The organism is Streptomyces sp. NPDC026092 (assembly GCF_040638605.1).
Taxonomy (GTDB): Bacteria; Actinomycetota; Actinomycetes; order Streptomycetales; family Streptomycetaceae; genus Streptomyces.
Map to the genome: position 1 here is coordinate 404299 of NZ_JBEZYN010000005.1, position 16253 is coordinate 420551.

The following is a 16253-nucleotide window of genomic DNA, read 5'->3' on the forward strand; positions in this document are numbered from 1 at the left end:
TCACCGCGCAAGCCTCTGGTGTGGATTTCCTGTGGCGACTGCCTCCACAATCCTGTGAATATTTGCTGGTTTCCCGCCGTGGTCGGCTGCTCCGCCTGACCGCGCCGGAAGTGGGGGGTTTCATGTCCTGGTCCGGTTCGGGGCGTCCGTTCCGTGCGTCTCGTCGCGGGAGGCTGCGCGCGTTGCGTCGTGCCGGCGTCGTCCTGTCGGCGCTCGTGGCCATGTCGCTGCTGCCCACACAGGCCATGGCGTCTCCCCCGCCGGACGACCCCGAGTCGCACAGCGTCAAGCTGCCCGACCTGCAGCAGACGGAGAAGGCTCCCGAGGACGAGGCGAAGACCGAGGAGCTGGCCAGTTGGTCGGGCACACCGGTCGACCCGCCCGCGGAGTTCAATCCGAATCCGGACGAGGTCATCCCACCCGCTGCCGACACGGGCTCCGTGGACCTCACCCAGGCGGCGGGGGCTCTTGTCCCCGTCGAGGACCTCCCGGTGAAGATCGGCCAGGCCACCGCGCCCGAGGGCGAACCGGCCCCGCCGGCCCCTTCGGGTACCTGGAACGTCGAGGTCGAGGCGCGCACCGCGACCGAAACCGCGGACGTCGACGGCGCGATCATCACCGTCACCCCGCCGCCGACCGGATCGACTCCGCTCGATGTCGAGCTCGACTACGGCACGTTCGAGGACCTGTACGGCACCGAGTGGGCCTCGCGCCTTCAGTTCGTCCAGCTTCCGGAGTGCTTCCTGACGACTCCCGAACTGGACGAGTGCTCGACCCCCGTGGATGTCCCGAGCGTCAACGACGCCGGGGCGGACACCGTGCGGGCCACCATCGACCCCGCGGCCGGTCAGACGCAGGGCCTTTCCTCGCAGGCGGGCGGCGGCACCACGGTCCTGGCGGCCACGGACTCCGGCGCGGGTGCCGGCGGCAACTACCGGGCCAGCTCCCTCTCCCCGTCCGGCTCCTGGACGGCCGGAAGCAGCGGCGGAGGCTTCTCCTGGACGTACCCGCTGGGCGTCCCAGCGCCCCCGGCGGGTCCGGCCCCGAAGATCAACCTCTCGTACTCTTCCCAGGCGGTCGACGGCAAGACGTCCGTCGCCAACGGCCAGGCGTCCTGGGTGGGCGACGGCTGGGACTACCACCCGGGCTACGTCGAGCGCCGCTACCGCACCTGTTCGGACGACCGCAAGAACAACCCGGGTGCCCCCAACAACACCGGTTCCGCCGACAAGGAGAAGGCGGACCTGTGCTGGGCGAGCGAGAATCTCGTCCTGTCCTTGGGCGGCAGCACGACCGAACTGGTGCGCAACGACGCCGACGGCAAGTGGGTATCCGCATCAGGCGACGGCACGAAGGTCGAGTACCTCGGGAAGGACGGCCAGCCGAAGGGAAACCAGACCAGCACCTATGCGGGCGAGTACTGGCAGGTCACCACGCCTGACGGCACCCGCTACCTCTTCGGCCGTGACGGCGTCGCCGCCGCCGGCCAGCCCAACCTCACCGACTCCGTTCTCACGGTCCCGGTCGCCGGAAACCACGCGGGCGAGCCGTGCCACCAGGCTTCGTACGCCTCTTCCCTCTGCACCCAGGCATGGCGCTGGAACCTCGACCAGGTCGTGGACGTCCACGGCAACGCCATGACGATCGGTTGGCAGTCGGAGCTCAACCACTACGCCCAGAACGGCAAGTTCACCGCCGCCAAGGCGTACGAGAGGGCCGGCTACCCGACGCAGATCCTCTACGGGCTGCGCAGCGACAACCTCGGTGGACCGCCGGCGGGCAAGGTCGTGTTCAAGACCGAGCAGAGGTGCATCAAGGAGGGGACGACCGCCTGCAGCGACGCCGAGTTCGAGTCGAAGAACTACGGTGACAAGCAGCCCTGGTGGGACACGCCTTCCACGCTGTACTGCAAGCCGGGCCAGGCGAAGTGCTATGTCACGGCACCGACGTTCTGGAGCCGGGTCAGGCTGACCACGATCGAGACGTTCGGCCAGCGAACCCCGGGATCCACGGCCCTGTCGATCGTCGACTCGTGGAGCCTGAAGCACTCCTTCCCGAAGCAGCGCACCGACACCCACCCGCCGCTGTGGCTGGAGTCCATCTCCCGGACTGGCTACGGCACCAAGAAGGACAGCGACGGCAACCCGATCGGCGAGCCGATGCCGGCGGTCTCCTTCCTCCCCAACGTCCGCGACATGCCGAACCGCGTGCGGACGGGTGCGGACGACCACACACCGGACTTCGACCGGTTGCGGGTGGAGACCATCCGCACCGAGACCGGTGGGGAGATCTATGTCGACTACTCCGAGCCGTGCCCGGTCGGTGCCAGCCACCCCGCACCCGACAAGAACGGCACGCTCTGCTTCCCGGCCCACTGGTCCCCGGACCCGGAGGTGGAGAAGCCGAGCATCGAGTGGTTCAACAAGTACGTCGTCGACCGCGTCGTCGAGAAGGACCGGGCCACCCGGCAGCTCGATGTCGTCACCTCCTACGCCTACGAAGGCGCGGGCTGGGCGAAGGACACGGACGAGTTCTCCAAGGCCGAGCTGCGCACCTTCAACCAGTGGCGCGGCCACTCGCAGGTCACCGTCACGCGCGGCGAGACCGCGAACGGAGGCACGTCCAAGGCGACCGAGCAGTCGAAGACCGTCACCCGCTACTTCCGAGGCATGTCCGGTGACGCCGGCCGCGCGGAGATCACCGTCAAGGACTCCGAAGGCAAGCTGACGCTCGCCGAGGACCTGCCCGCCTACCAGGGGCGCGTCGCCGAGACGCTCACGTACACCAAGGCCGGGGCCGGGGGCACCGTCCACGCCCGCGAACTGTTCTGGCCGTACGTGAAGGAGACCGCCACGCGTGCGCGTGGCGACGGCCTGCCTCCGCTCAAGGCGTACCGCATGGGAACGGTCCGCACCGACAAGATCCAGTCGCTGGGCGGTTCCAACACCCGTACGGTCCGGACCGAAACCGACTACGACGACACGTACGGCCTGCCGCTCACGCAGTACACCTACGCGGTCGCGCCGGACGGCACCACCAGGTCCGACGAGTCCTGCGCCTCCACCCAGTACGTCCACAACACCGGCGCGCACCTCATCGGCCTGCCGTCCCACGTGCAGAGCGTGACGGGAACGTGCCAGGTGGCCAACCCGTCGCCCGACCGGATCATCGCCGAGACCCGCACCTCCTACGACGCCCTCAACGCCTTCGGCGCCGCCCCCACCAAGGGTCTACCGCGCCAGGTCGACACCATCGACGGTGACGGCGACGGCTGGATCACGTCCGCGCGCACCGAGTACGACACCCTCGGGCGTGCGACGAAGGTGCAGGACGCGAAGAACAACAGCACGACGAGCGAGTACGTGCCCGCGACCGGCCCCGCGTTCCAGGTGAAGACCACCAACGCCAAGGGCCACACCGCGATCACGACCGTCGACCCGGCCCGCGGCTCCGCCCTGTCCGCGACCGACACCAACGGCCGTACGACGACGAGTGAGTACGACGCGTTCGGGCGGGTCACGGCCATCTGGTCCCCCTCGCGCCAGGCCCCGGCGCCGGCGTCCGTACGGTTCGACTACCAGCTCTCCGACAACAAGGTGCCCGCGGTCACCACCCGGACGCTCCGCGACAACGGCACGTACGCCTCCTCCGTCGCCCTCTACGACGGCATGCTGCGCCCGCGCCAGACACAGAGCGAGGCGCACGGATCCGGCCGCATCGTCACCGATACCCTGTACAACGCGAACGGCGCGGTGAGCGAGACCAAGAGCGCCTACCTCGCGCCGGGCGACCCGGTCGCCGAGGTCTTCGTACCGCAGACCGTGTTCGAGGTCCCGCACTCCACGGAGACCGCGTACGACGGCCTTGGCCGTGCGGTGCGGGTCACGACGATGAAGAACGACGACCCGCAGCACTCCGCGGTCACCGAGTACGGCCCCGACTGGACGCTGAGCCGCACCGGCATGTCTGCGGACGGCACGACCCCGCTCGCGGGCAGTCGTTCCGCCCGTACGGCGACGGACGCCTTCGGCCGCACGACCGAGGTCCGGCACTACACGACAACCAACCTCACCGGCCCGAACCCGGCTGCTGTCACCACGTCGTACACCTACGACCCGCGCGGCAAGCTCGCGAAGGTCACGGACGCGGCGGGCAACGCCTGGACGTACGCGTACGACGTCCGCGGCCGGCTGACGACGACCACCGACCCCGACATGGGCCGCTCGACGTTCGGCTACGACGAACTGGACCGCGAGGTCTGGTCGAAGGACGCGGTCGAACGCGCCCAGCACACCCTCTACGACGAGCTCGGCCGAACGACCGAGTCCCGCGAGGACTCCGTCACCGGACCGCTGGTCACCAAGTGGACGTACGACACGCTGCCGGGTGCGAAGGGGCAGCCGGTCGCGACGATCCACTACGCGCAGGGCGCGGCGTACACCAGTGAAGTCACGGGCTACGACACCGAGTACCGCCCGACCGGCAGCAAGCTCACCATCCCGGCCACGACGGAGACGACCGGCCTGGCGGGAACGTACGCGTACGGCTACACGTACACCCCGACGGGCAAACTCCAGTCGACTGACCTGCCCGCCACCCCGGCCGGCCTGGCCGCCGAGAAGCTGATCACCCGGTACGACGAGGAGGGCGCCCCCGTCACCACGTCGGGCGCCGCCTGGTACACCTCCGGAACGGTCTACGGCCCCCTCGGCCAGGTCCTGCGCACCACGTCGGGCAAGGCACCGCTGCGGGTGTGGACCAACAACCTGTACGACGAGTTCACCGGCCGGCTGCAGGAGACCCAGAGCCTGCGGGAAGCCACCATCCCCAACTCCACGATCTCGAAGCGGACGTACGGCTACGACACGATCGGCAACGTCACGTCGATCGCGGACCAGCAGACCGACGTCAACGGCGGCGTGCCCTCGACGGCCACGGACCAGCAGTGCTTCTCGTACGACCCGATGGGCCGCATGGTCCACGCCTGGACCGGCCAGACGGGCTGCCCGACGGCTGCGACGACGCAGGGTTCCGGCCCCGACCGGACGCAGACCACCGCCGGCATCGACGGCGGCGGCTACTGGCACTCGTACGCCTTCGACGCCATCGGCAACCGTACGGAGATGACGGTCCACGACCTGGCGAACGGCGACCTGGACGACGTCTTCACGTACACGTACGGAAAGACGGACACCAACAACGGCACGCAGGCGCCGGAGTTGGTGCAGCCGCACACGTTGACGCGGGTCGACGGCACGGTCAAGGAGCAAGGCTCGTCGGTCACCTCCTTGTCCACCTACGCCTCCGACCCGGCGGGCAACACCACCCAGCGCATGATCGGCGGCGACACGCAGACCCTGACCTGGGACCGCCGGAACAAGGTCACCTCGGTCAGCGGCTTCGGCAACGGCTCGGGTGTCTGGAAGAACCACACCGGCAAGTGCCTGGACCTCCAGGGCGCGGTGACCGCCGACGGCACGCCGATCCAGCTCTACACCTGCAACGGCACCGCCGCGCAGCGGTGGAACGTGAACGGTGACGCGCTCAGGGTGCTCGGCAAGTGCGCGACCGCCGAGGGCACGAAGCTGGTCGTGAAGACGTGCGTCGCCGGGAACAAGGCGCAGGAGTTCGTCGACCGCGCCGACGACGACTCGCTCTACCACCCGCAGTCGAACACCTGCGTAGACATCCCGAACGGCGACTACACGGACGGCAAGGACCTCCAACTCGTCGCCTGCGACCAGCAGAACCCGCAGAAGTGGCAGCCGGGCGACGAGACCCGGTACATATACGACGCGTCCGGCAACCGCCTGATCGAGAACACAGCGACGACGCGCACGCTCTACCTCCCGGACGCGCGCGTCACGGTGTCCACGGCGGGCGCCGCGATCAGCGCGGAGCGCTACTACACCCACCCGGGCGCGCCGACGACGGTGCGCACGACGGCCGGCACTCCGAGCTCCGCCAAGCTGTCGGTCCTCCTCACGGACCACCAGGGCACCTCGACAACGGCAGTCGACATGACCGCCGGCCAGCCCCTCACCCGCCGCGCCTTCGACCCGTACGGCAACCCGCGCGGCACGAAGGACCCGACGGCAACGGACAACTGGCCGGGCCGCCAGACCTTCGTAGGCACGGGCGTCAACGACCCGACGACGGGCCTGACGCACATCGGCGCCCGCGAATACGACCCGACAACGGGCCGCTTCCTGTCCGTCGACCCCCTCATCGACATCAACGACCCGCTCCAGATGAACGGGTACACGTACGCCAACGGCAGCCCGGTTACGGGATCCGACCCCAGCGGCCTCTTCTGCGACGGCTGCAGCGCCAACAAGGACAACAGCGCCTGGGAGAACCACGGCCCCGGCTGCACAACCGAGGGCTGTTACGAAAACGTCCCAGGCACCGAAGCCAGTGCGACAGAAGCCTTCGTAGCCACGGTAGCGCTTTATACAGCCGGGGCCCCCAAGGTCCGAAATTCAAAGAACACTTCTGAAGCAGAATTCGATGAGGCGGTAAGACGCTACCAGTCGACATCCGCAGGCCCCGTAAGCGACGCCGCAATGCAGATGTGGTGGTATGGCGCGGACCTCGACGACATCGAATACTTCAGAAACAACTACTGCAAATTCCTCAAATGCAACGTGGGTGGCATCAAGGAAGCAGCCGCAGCAGCAATTCACGGAATCGTCGAAACACCTTTCCGTGACCCGATCAAGGAAGCCGTAGTCGGCTCAGTCCAGGCTGCGGCTGGCGCAAAGGCGATACTAGGCGCTGGCAGCAAGGTGGCAAGTCGGCTCAAGGGCTGTTTCAACAGCTTTATCGCAGGCACCAAGGTACTTCTAGCGAACGGCACGACCAAGCCGATCGAGGACGTCAGAACCGGTGACGAGGTCCTGGCCACGGACCCCAAGACCGGTGAGACTGTCGCCCAGGAAGTGACCGCCACTATCCTCACCGAGGACGACAAGAAGTACATCGCCCTTACCGTCGCAACCGGGAATGGCACGAACGCCACGATCACTACGACGGAGCACCATCCATTCTGGTCCGAGTCGGACAGAGATTGGAAGGAGGCAGCTGACCTTAAGCCCGGCGTATCTCTCCGCACAGACGACGGGTCTCCCGCAGAACTGCTCACTACTCATAATTACGCAGCCGAGCAGACCACCTACAATCTGACAGTTGCAGACCTCCACACGTACTATGTGCTGGCTGGAAACACGCCAGTGCTAGTGCACAACACTGGGCCCACCCCTCTCTGTGACCTCACCAAGCCGGGTCCGTATGCAGTCGAATCAATACCCGCGCGTTCCCAGTCGCAGCGCTTTACGAAAGCCGAGAATGATGCGATCAACCGAATCGGAGACTGGTTTGGTTGTCACAGTTGCGGGACCTCTTCGCCGGGGCGTCCCAACTGGACTCCGGATCACCAGCCCGTTTCCAGGTTTGTTCTCCCAGGAACGCCGCAGCGGCTGTACCCTCACTGCATGGCCTGTTCTAGCCGTCAGGGAGGGCTCGTAGGTCACATGCCCGCTAATAGTGGAGTCCCATATGCTCCGCGACCCAATGGATTGCCTGAGGAGTGACAGTGAACGAGAAGCTCGCGGCCGTGCAGTTTGCGGCCTCCAACGGGGTGGTCTTCGTCGAGGACGCAGACAGGCCCCTAAGTGCAGAGATCGGTCCGTCTGGCGAGCCCACGAAGCCTGACCCGACCAGGTCTGTCACCGTGGACGTTGTGCACGCGATGGACGGCCTCGTTTCAATTGAGGTCCAGGAAGGGGAGGAAGAGCCAGACGGCCTGAAGGAGTTCTTCGACGGCACTCTGGAATTCCAGCACGGCCGACTCCGCATTCGGGATGTCCCTGGGGACAACATTGTCACGATCGGATTGACACCAGGGGCCAGTCGCGTGCGCGTATATTCCGAGCCAGTTGAGGTTCCTGGATTTCTTCTCGTGCTTGTTCCTCCGCTCTAATCTGGCAGCCGAGGCGGCTGATCTTAGTGAGAGAACTCAATCGGGACGCCACTGACTCTGCGGCCACCGAGGCGGAATTTAATCAATTCACCTGCCCAGTGAAGTGGACCCGGCGGAGCTGTTCTCCTGTGGGCCATTAATTCGTTATGACGGCAACGGTTGACGGCAACGTCAGCGGACAGGTGCTGCACAAATCGGCGGATCGTAGCCGTCGGGCTCGGCCTGGCGTCTGCGGGATGGCGGAGGGCATTACGGAGGGTGTCGATGGCTTGGCGCTGGAGGTGAAGCCGGACGGGGGCGCAATCCGTCGCAGTCACGCCTCCATGGGCATGGCCCCAACAGTTCCTTGATGACGACGAGTTCGACGCCCTGTTCCAGGAGGAGGGTCGCCGCCGAGTACCGGAGGTCGTAAAAGCGGATTCGACGGATCCCGGCCCGGCGGAGCAGGGCGTTGAAGTGTCGGGTGAGCGTGGCCCCTTCGATGGGGGCTCGGTTGGGGGGGTGAAGTCGTAGCAGCTGTCCTGCCAGCCGGTGCCGTCCCCTTCGCGTTCTTGACGCTGCTGTCACAGTGCTGTTCAAGCAGCGCAGACACGGTGTGGGCACCGCGATCCGCCTTTCCGAACTCTGGGTCTTGGTCGGCAGGGCGGTCAGGCCGCCTGAGTTGGTGCGCTGGAGGGTACGGCGAATGCTGGCGGTTCCGCCGACAAGGTCGAGGTCTTCTCAGCGCAGGCCGAGGAGGTCGCCCTTTCGAGCCCGGTTCGCAGAGCGAGTTCGGACAGCGCGTGCAGTCGGTGGCTGCGAGGAATGCGCGGGCTTCCTGGGCGGTGAGGGGTTCGAAGCGGCAGGGGCGGGGCATGCCCACGCGGACGTTGCGGGCACGTTGCGCGGGATCCCCTCTTCGAGGACGGCGCGCTCCAGGGCGGACTCGAGCCCGGAGTATGACGTAGGCCAGGGTCAGCGGCGAGATGCGCTTGCAGCAGCACCTTCCCACAGCGCAGCACTGCGGCTGCTCGCGGGCGGTGTCGAGGCCCCGTGCGCAGCACTGGCAGGTGGGGGCGTCCTTGGCGGCGAGCTTGGAAGGCTTGGAGCATGGGGTGGCCCTGCAGGACCCGAGACGCCCGCCATGCGGTCTCCAGCATCAAGAACGGCAACCGCCTGAGCGCCGCCGGTGATCACACTGCTAGAAGAGCCACGGACGCTCTAACCCGCCCCTCAGCACAGCACCCACCCCGTAGACGCACTCCGTCCCGCTATCGCGCCCGTGGCGCGGACGCAGCGGTTGAGGGCGTGGACGGTTATGGGGCCGGCCTGGCGGGTGTAGTTGCCGGTGTCCACGGCTGGGTGGCCGCCTCGGGGTTGGAGGGAGATCGACATCGCGCGGCGGGCGCCGGGGTGTGTGGCGACCGTGGTGGCGCAGACGTATTGGCGGCTGCGGTAGAGGCGGATCTCGCCGCCCGGGAAGGCCACCGTCCTGGTCGGGCGGCCCGCGCAGAGGGAGGCGGCGTCGGCGTTCGCGACGGCTGGGCCCGCGAGGGTGAGGGTGGTGGCCGTGAGCAGGACCGCCAGGGCGTGGCCGAGCAGTCGTCTGCCGTGTGTCGTTACGTTGTGCCCGAACAAGACCCTCATCCCCTCCCGACCCATTGCCGTACATGCGTACGACGCAGGAGAGCCGCGAGCGGTTGCTTTCTCAGACAGCCCGCGCCGGCTCCTCCTCGCCGATGAACGCCTTCCAGAGCGTCGCGTAGCTACCGCCCCTCGCCAGGAGGTCGTCGTGGGTGCCGTCCTCCGCCACCCGGCCGTCCGCCATCAGGATCACGCGGTCCGCGCGGGCCGCCGTCGTCAGGCGGTGGGCCACCACCAGGGTCGTGCGGCGGCCGGCCAGGCGGTCGGTGGCCTGGTTGACCTGGGCCTCCGTGGCCAGGTCCAGGGCGGCCGTCGCCTCGTCGAGGAGCAGGATGTCGGGGTCGACCAGCTCGGCGCGGGCGAGGGCGATCAGCTGGCGCTGGCCCGCGGAGAGGTTGCGGCCGCGCTCGGCGACCTCGTGGAGGTAGCCGCCGTCCAAGGTCGCGATCATGTCGTGCGCGCCGACCGCGCGGGCCGCCGCCTCCACCTCGGCGTCGGTCGCCTCGGGGCGGCCGTACGCGATCGCGTCGCGGACCGTCCCGGGGAAGAGGTACGCCTCCTGCGGGACGACGCCCAGCCGGTGGCGGTACGAGGTGAGGTCCAGGTCCCTGAGGTCGGCGCCGTCGGCCGTGACCCGGCCGGAGGTGGGGTCGTAGAACCTCGCCACCAGCTTCACCAGGGTGGACTTGCCCGCGCCCGTCTCGCCCACGAAGGCGACCGTCTGGCCGGCCGGGATCCTCAGGTCGATGGCGGTGAGGGCTTCCTCTTCGTCGCCGTACGCGAACGAGACGTTCTCGAAGGCGATCTCGCCGCGCAGGGAGAGGACCTCGCGGGGCTCGGGCGCCGCTGCCGTCGATGTCGGCTCCTGGAGCAGTTCCTGCATGCGCTTCAGGGAGACCGTCGCCTGCTGGTAGCCGTCGAAGACCTGGGAGAGCTGCTGGACGGGGGCGAAGAACAGGTCGATGTAGAGGAGGTACGCGACCAGGGCGCCCGTGGTGAGGGTGCCGGCTTCGATGCGGTTGGCGCCGACGATCATGACCGCCGCCGCTGCCACCGAGGAGAGCAGGGTGACGAACGGGAAGTAGATCGAGATCAGCCACTGGCCCCGTACGCGCGCCTCGCGGTAGTCGTCGCTGCGGGCCGTGAAGTGGGCGACGCCCGAGTGCTCGCGGCGGAAGGCCTGCACGATGCGGAGGCCGGAGACCGACTCCTGGAGGTCGGCGTTGACGACGCTGATCCGCTCACGCGCCAGTTCGTACGCCTTCACGCTGGAGCGGCGGAAGAAGAACGTGGCCACGGCGAGGACCGGGAGCGTCGCGAAGACGACCAGGGCGAGCTGGAGGTCGAGCACGAGCAGCGCGCCCATGATCCCGAAGAAGGTCGTGACGGAGACGAAGGCGGTGACCAGACCCGTCTGGAGGAAGGTCGACAGGGCGTCGACGTCCGTCGTCATCCTGGTCATGATCCGGCCGGTCAGCTCGCGCTCGTAGTAGTCGAGGCCGAGCCGCTGGAGCTGGGCGAAGATCTTCAGGCGCAGGGCGTAGAGGACTCGTTCGCCGGTGCGGCCGGTCATCTTGATCTCGGCGGTCTGGGCGAACCACTGCACGACGACGGTGAGCAGGGCGAGCGCGGAGGCGGCCCAGACGGCGCCCATGGCGAGCTTGTTCACGCCGTCGTCGATGCCGTGCCGGATCAGGACCGGCAGCAGCAGGCCCATCCCGGCGTCGACGGCGACGAGGCCGAGGCTGATGAGGAGGGGGACCTTGAATCCGCGCAGGAGGCGACGGAGTCCGTACGAGTCCTCCGGGGTGACCGCGCGGGCCTCGTCGATGTCCGGGGTGTCGGCGGCGGGCGGGAGCGCCTCGACGGCGGCGAGGAGTTCGGGGGTGGCCCCGGGAGCCTGGGACTCTTCGGCCGGGCTCTCCTCGCGCTCCCAGAGGGCCGGGGTGATGCCGCGTTCGGCGTCGAACTCGGCGTCGAGTTCCGCGCGCAGGGTGCGGTCCTCGGGCAGTTCCACGGGGAGGGTGTGGCCGGGTGAGACGCCGCCGAGCTCGTCGGGGTCGGTGAGGAGGCGCCGGTAGAGGGCGGAGCGCTGTTCCAGCTCCTCGTGGGTGCCGATGTCCGAGAGCCTGCCGTCGTCCAGGACCGCGATCCGGTCGGCGAGGCCCAGGGTGGAGCGGCGGTGGGCGATGAGGAGGGTGGTGCGGCCGGCCATCACGGAGGCGAGGGCCTCGTGGATCTCGTGCTCCACGCGGGCGTCGACGGCGGAGGTGGCGTCGTCCAGGAGGAGCAGCCGGGGGTCGGTGAGGATCGCGCGGGCGAGGGCGACGCGCTGGCGCTGGCCGCCGGAGAGGGTGAGGCCGTGCTCGCCGACCTTGGTGTCGTAGCCGGCGGGCAGCTCGGCGATGAAACGGTCCGCCTGGGCGGCGCGGGCGGCGGCCTCGATCTGCTCCTGGGTGGCGTCGGGGTGGCCGTACGCGATGTTGGCGCGGACCGTGTCGGAGAACAGGAAGCTGTCCTCGGGGACGAGCCCGATGGCGGCGCGCAGGGAGTCCTGGGTGAGCTCGCGGACGTCGTGGCCGCCGACGAGGACGGCGCCGTGGTCGACGTCGTAGAAGCGCGGCAGGAGGAGGGAGACGGTGGACTTGCCGGAGCCGGAGGCGCCGACGACGGCGACCGTCTCGCCGGCGCGGATCTCGAGGGAGAACCCGTCGAGGACGGGCCGACCGTCCTCGTACGCGAAGATCACGTCGTCGAACTCGACGGTCGCCTCGGCGTCGGCGGGCAGTTCCTTCGTGCCGTCCTTGATGACCGGCTCGGTGTCGATGAGCTCCAGGACGCGGTCGACGCCGGCGCGGGCCTGCTGGGCGACGGTGAGGACCATGGCGAGCATGCGGACGGGGCCGACGAGGGAGGCGAGGTAGGCGGAGAAGGCGACGAAGGTGCCGAGGGTGATCTGACCGCGGGTGGCGAGCCAGCCGCCGAGGGCGAGGACGGCGACCTGGCCGAGGGCGGGCACGGACTGGAGGGCGGGGGTGTAGCGGGCGTTGAGGCGGATGGTGCGCAGGCGGCCGGCGAAGAGCTTGCGGCTGGCCTCGCGGATCTTCCCGGTCTCCTGGTCCTCCTGCCCGAAGCCCTTGACGACGCGGACGCCGGTCACGGAGCCGTCGACGACCCCGGCGACGGTGGCGGCCTGGGCCTGGGCGTACCAGGTGGCGGGGTGGAGGCGGGCGCGGCTGCGCTTGGCGATGAACCAGAGGGCGGGGGCGACGGCGAGGGCCACGAGGGTGAGGGGGAGGGAGAGCCAGGCCATGACGGCCAGCGAGATCAGGAAGAGCAGGACGTTCCCGATCGTCATCGGGAGCATGAAGAGCAGGCCCTGGATGAGCTGGAGGTCGCTGGTGGCGCGGCCGACGACCTGCCCGGTGGACAGCTCGTCCTGGCGTCGCCCGTCGAGCCGGGTGATGGTGCCGTACATCTCGGTACGGAGGTCGTGCTGGACGTCGAGGGCGAGGCGGCCGCCGTAGTAGCGGCGGACGTAGGTGAGGACGTAGACGGCGAGGGCGGCGCCGATGAGGAGGCCGGTCCAGACGGTAAGGGAGCGGGTCTTCGCTCCGATGACGTCGTCGATGATGACCTTGGTGATGAGCGGTACGAGGGCGAGGAGGGCCATCCCGGCGAGGGAGGAGCCGAGGGCGAGCACGACGTTCGCCTTGTACCGCCAGGCGTACGCGCTCAGCCTCCGCGCCCACCCCTGCGCGCGCGGCTCCGCCGCCTGCCGATCCGCGGCCTGTCGATCCGCCTGTTTCTGCCCCGCCGCTGCCACGTGGCGCCTCCCGTTCGTCCTGCTCTACCGGAAGGCTCCAACGCGGCTGGACTGCGATTTCATCCCGCCGCAACAAACTGCGGGACAAGACCGGTCGCTGGTCCTAGGACCGGGTGTTCCGACCACCACGCCAGGTATGCATGCGCTAGCATACGCATATGGCTCTGAAGCGGACCACCGTCCATGTCGACGAGCGGGACCTCGCAATCATCAAGGAGGCCGCCGCGCGCAAGGGAATCCCCGAGGCCGAGATCATCCGGCGGGGCATCCATCTGGCCGCCATGGGCGAGCGTCGCTGGGAAGAGCCTCTGGACTTTCCCACGTTCGACAGCGGTGACCCACAGTTCGCCCACCGCGTCCGCGAGGAGCTCTACGGCGAGGGCGACGAGGACGCCGCGTGATCCTCATCGCCGACACAGGCGCCCTCCTCGGTGCCCTTGACCGGGCCCATCCGCAGCAGGCGGCTCTCCAGTCGGCCATGCAGGAGGCTGGACTCATCGTGGTCCCGCCGACAGTACTGACCGAGACGGATCACATGATCCGTCGAGCGGTCAAACTGCGCTCCGGCGGGCGTCGCCCGAGCGAAGTGCGCCAACTCGGCGCTGCGGAATCGCACCGCGCACTGTCGTGGATCCTCGGCCAGGTCGCTCGCACGCGCATGGTTATCCCGACGATCGACGAGAACATGCTCCGTACCGCGGCCGCGGTGATGGCTCGCTACGCGAGCCTCGCCGTCGACCTCGCCGACGCCATGAACGTCGCACTCGCCGAGGAGTACAGGACGGACTGCCTCCTCACCATCGACGAACGCGACTTCCGCGCCATACGCCCGCTGACCGGGCACAAGGCGTTCCGGATCGCACCCATGGACCTCTGAGGCGCCCGCGATCACCGGCTGGCGTGACGTGCCCGGTCATCGTCGAGCCTCCTCAACCGCTGGTGGCGTTCGACAACCTCCCGGAGCGTGACGCGCATCGTCTCCCTGACGGTCCGGGTACCGGTCACTCAGAGGTGCGTCGGCTCGAACATGCGCAGGAGGGCCGGGAGGACGACAACCGACGGGCCCGGGGTCGCGAGGGACTTCGCCAGGTCGGCCGTCAGGGTCTCCGGGGTCGTACGCAGGGCCGGGACGCCGAAGGACTCGGACAGGGCCACGAAGTCCGGGCGGGAGAGTTCGGTGGCCGTGGCCTCGCCGAAGGCCTCCGTCATGTACTCGCGCAGGATGCCGTAGCCGCCGTCGTCGACGATGAGCCACGTGACGTTCGAGCCGTACTGCTTCGCCGTCGCCAGCTCCGCGATCGAGTACATCGCGCCGCCGTCGCCCGAGACCGCGAGGACCGGGCGGGTCGGGTCGGCCGCCGCCGCGCCGAGAGCGGCGGGGAAGCCGTAGCCGAGGCCGCCGGCGCCCTGGGCCGAGTGCATGGTGTTCGGGTGGCGGGCGTCGAACGCCGACCAGGCCCAGTACGCCAGGATCGTCATGTCCCAGAAGCTCGGCGAGTCGTCCGGCAGCGCCTCGCGCACCGACGCCACGATCCGCTGCTCCAGGCCGAGGTCCTGCGCCGCGATGCGGTCCCTGACCTTCGTCAGGACCGCCGCCACCCGCTCCGGGGCCGTCGCGTCGTCACGCTCCTCCACCGTCTCCAGGAGCGCCTGGAGCGCCAGGCGCGCGTCCGCGTGGATACCGAGCGCCGGGTGGTTCGACTCCAGCTTGCCCGCGTCCGCCTCGATCTGGATCACCCGGCCGCGCGGCGCGAACGTGTGGTAGTTCGAGGACAGCTCCCCGAGACCCGAGCCGACGACCAGCAGGACGTCCGCGTCCTCCAGGAAGTCCGTGGTGTGCCGGTCCTCCAGCCAGGACTGCAGCGACAGCGGGTGCTCCCACGGGAACGCGCCCTTGCCGCCGAAGGTCGTGACCACGGGCGCGTCGATCCGCTCGGCCAGCGCGAGCAGCTTGCCGGTCGCGTCCGAGCGCACCACCCCGCCGCCCGCGATGATCGCCGGACGCTCGGCGTTGGCGAGCAGGTGCGCCGCCACCGCCGTCAGCTCGGGGCGCGGAACGACCTCCTCCGGCGTCGCGTCCATCGCCGTGACGACCGGCAGGGTCGTCTCCGCGAGCAGCACGTCCTGCGGGATCTCCACCCAGACCGGCCCGTGCGGGGCGGTCAGCGCGGACTCCCAGGCCGCCGCGATCGCGGACGGGATCTGCGACTGCGTACGGACCGTGTGCACCGACTTCACGATGTCCCGGAAGGACGCCTGCTGGTCGCGCAGCTCGTGCAGGTACCCGTGCCGGCCGCCGCCGAGCCCCGCCACCGGGACCTGGCTGCCGATCGCGAGCACCGGCGCGGAGGCGGCCGCCGCCTCCTGGAGCGCGGCGAGCGACATCAGCGCGCCGGGGCCCGTCGAGAGCAGCAGCGGGGCCGCCTCGCCGGTCATCCGGCCGTACGCGTCCGCCGCGAAGCCCGCGTTGTTCTCGACGCGCAGCCCGACGTACGTGAGCGAGGAGCGGCGCAGCGCGTCGAACATGCCGAGCGCGTGCTGGCCGGGGAGCCCGAAGACGGTCGTCGCACCGAGACCGGTCAGGGTCTCGACGACGAGGTCACCGCCGTTGCGCCCGACGGGCGGGTTGAGGGCGGCGGCCGTCTGCGCGGCCGTCGGCCGGAGTACCAGGTCGTGGTCGTGGGTCATGGGGTCCCTCTGGGCGTGGCTCGGTCGGTCGGTACGGCCGCGAAGAGGTTGTACAGGCACTGCTCGCTCACGAGACCGACCATGCCGCGCCGGGCGGCGGCCTCGTTGGCCTGGGCGATCTTGTAGCCGGGGAAG

General features: G+C 69.2%; 7 protein-coding genes and 2 pseudogenes. 4 read left to right on the forward strand and 5 right to left on the reverse strand.

Annotated elements, in window-relative coordinates:
• Positions 1-182: 182 nt before the first annotated feature.
• On the forward strand, positions 183-7592 hold the full coding sequence (locus tag AB0F56_RS11280; RefSeq protein ID WP_362006919.1) for a polymorphic toxin-type HINT domain-containing protein: 7410 nt from the start codon (positions 183-185) through the stop codon (positions 7590-7592).
• Between the two features lie 2 nt (positions 7593-7594).
• On the forward strand, positions 7595-7981 hold the full coding sequence (locus tag AB0F56_RS11285) for a hypothetical protein (RefSeq protein ID WP_362006921.1): 387 nt from the start codon (positions 7595-7597) through the stop codon (positions 7979-7981).
• Positions 7982-8152: 171 nt separating this feature from the next.
• Here AB0F56_RS11285 and AB0F56_RS11290 read toward each other — a convergent pair.
• The 3 genes and pseudogenes from AB0F56_RS11290 to AB0F56_RS11300 all read right to left on the reverse strand — a co-directional run.
• Positions 8153-9032, reverse strand: a pseudogene (locus AB0F56_RS11290) (site-specific integrase); the annotation flags it as partial.
• Positions 9033-9193: 161 nt separating this feature from the next.
• Positions 9194-9547 (reverse strand): hypothetical protein, encoded by a 354-nt coding sequence (locus AB0F56_RS11295; protein WP_362006975.1) that lies wholly within the window; start codon positions 9545-9547, stop codon positions 9194-9196.
• A gap of 121 nt (positions 9548-9668) precedes the next feature.
• Entirely contained in the window at positions 9669-13343 is a 3675-nt protein-coding gene (locus AB0F56_RS11300) for an ABC transporter ATP-binding protein (protein WP_362006978.1), read from the reverse strand.
• A 245-nt stretch (positions 13344-13588) separates the two neighbouring features.
• Here AB0F56_RS11300 and AB0F56_RS11305 point away from each other — a divergent pair, with 245 nt between their 5' ends.
• Both AB0F56_RS11305 and AB0F56_RS11310 read left to right on the forward strand, forming a co-directional pair.
• Entirely contained in the window at positions 13589-13831 is a 243-nt protein-coding gene (locus AB0F56_RS11305; protein WP_362006924.1) for a ribbon-helix-helix protein, CopG family, read from the forward strand.
• On the forward strand, positions 13828-14307 hold the full coding sequence (locus tag AB0F56_RS11310; RefSeq protein ID WP_362006927.1) for a PIN domain-containing protein: 480 nt from the start codon (positions 13828-13830) through the stop codon (positions 14305-14307). Before AB0F56_RS11305 ends, AB0F56_RS11310 begins: the two co-directional genes overlap by 4 nt.
• 128 nt (positions 14308-14435) lie before the next feature.
• Here AB0F56_RS11310 and AB0F56_RS11315 read toward each other — a convergent pair whose 3' ends face one another.
• Together AB0F56_RS11315 and AB0F56_RS11320 are read right to left on the reverse strand one after the other, a co-directional pair.
• Entirely contained in the window at positions 14436-16118 is a 1683-nt protein-coding gene (locus AB0F56_RS11315) for a thiamine pyrophosphate-binding protein (protein WP_362006930.1), read from the reverse strand.
• A 44-nt stretch (positions 16119-16162) separates the two neighbouring features.
• Positions 16163-16253 (reverse strand): annotated as a pseudogene (locus AB0F56_RS11320) (aldo/keto reductase); the annotation flags it as partial.

What these genes read in the sequence shown, in the direction of transcription:
- AB0F56_RS11305 (WP_362006924.1), top strand. Translation starts at nt 13,589, where the DNA reads ATGGCTCTGAAGCGGACCACCGTCCATGTCGACGAGCGGGACCTCGCA.
- AB0F56_RS11315 (WP_362006930.1), bottom strand. Translation starts at nt 16,118, where the DNA reads ATGACCCACGACCACGACCTGGTACTCCGGCCGACGGCCGCGCAGACG.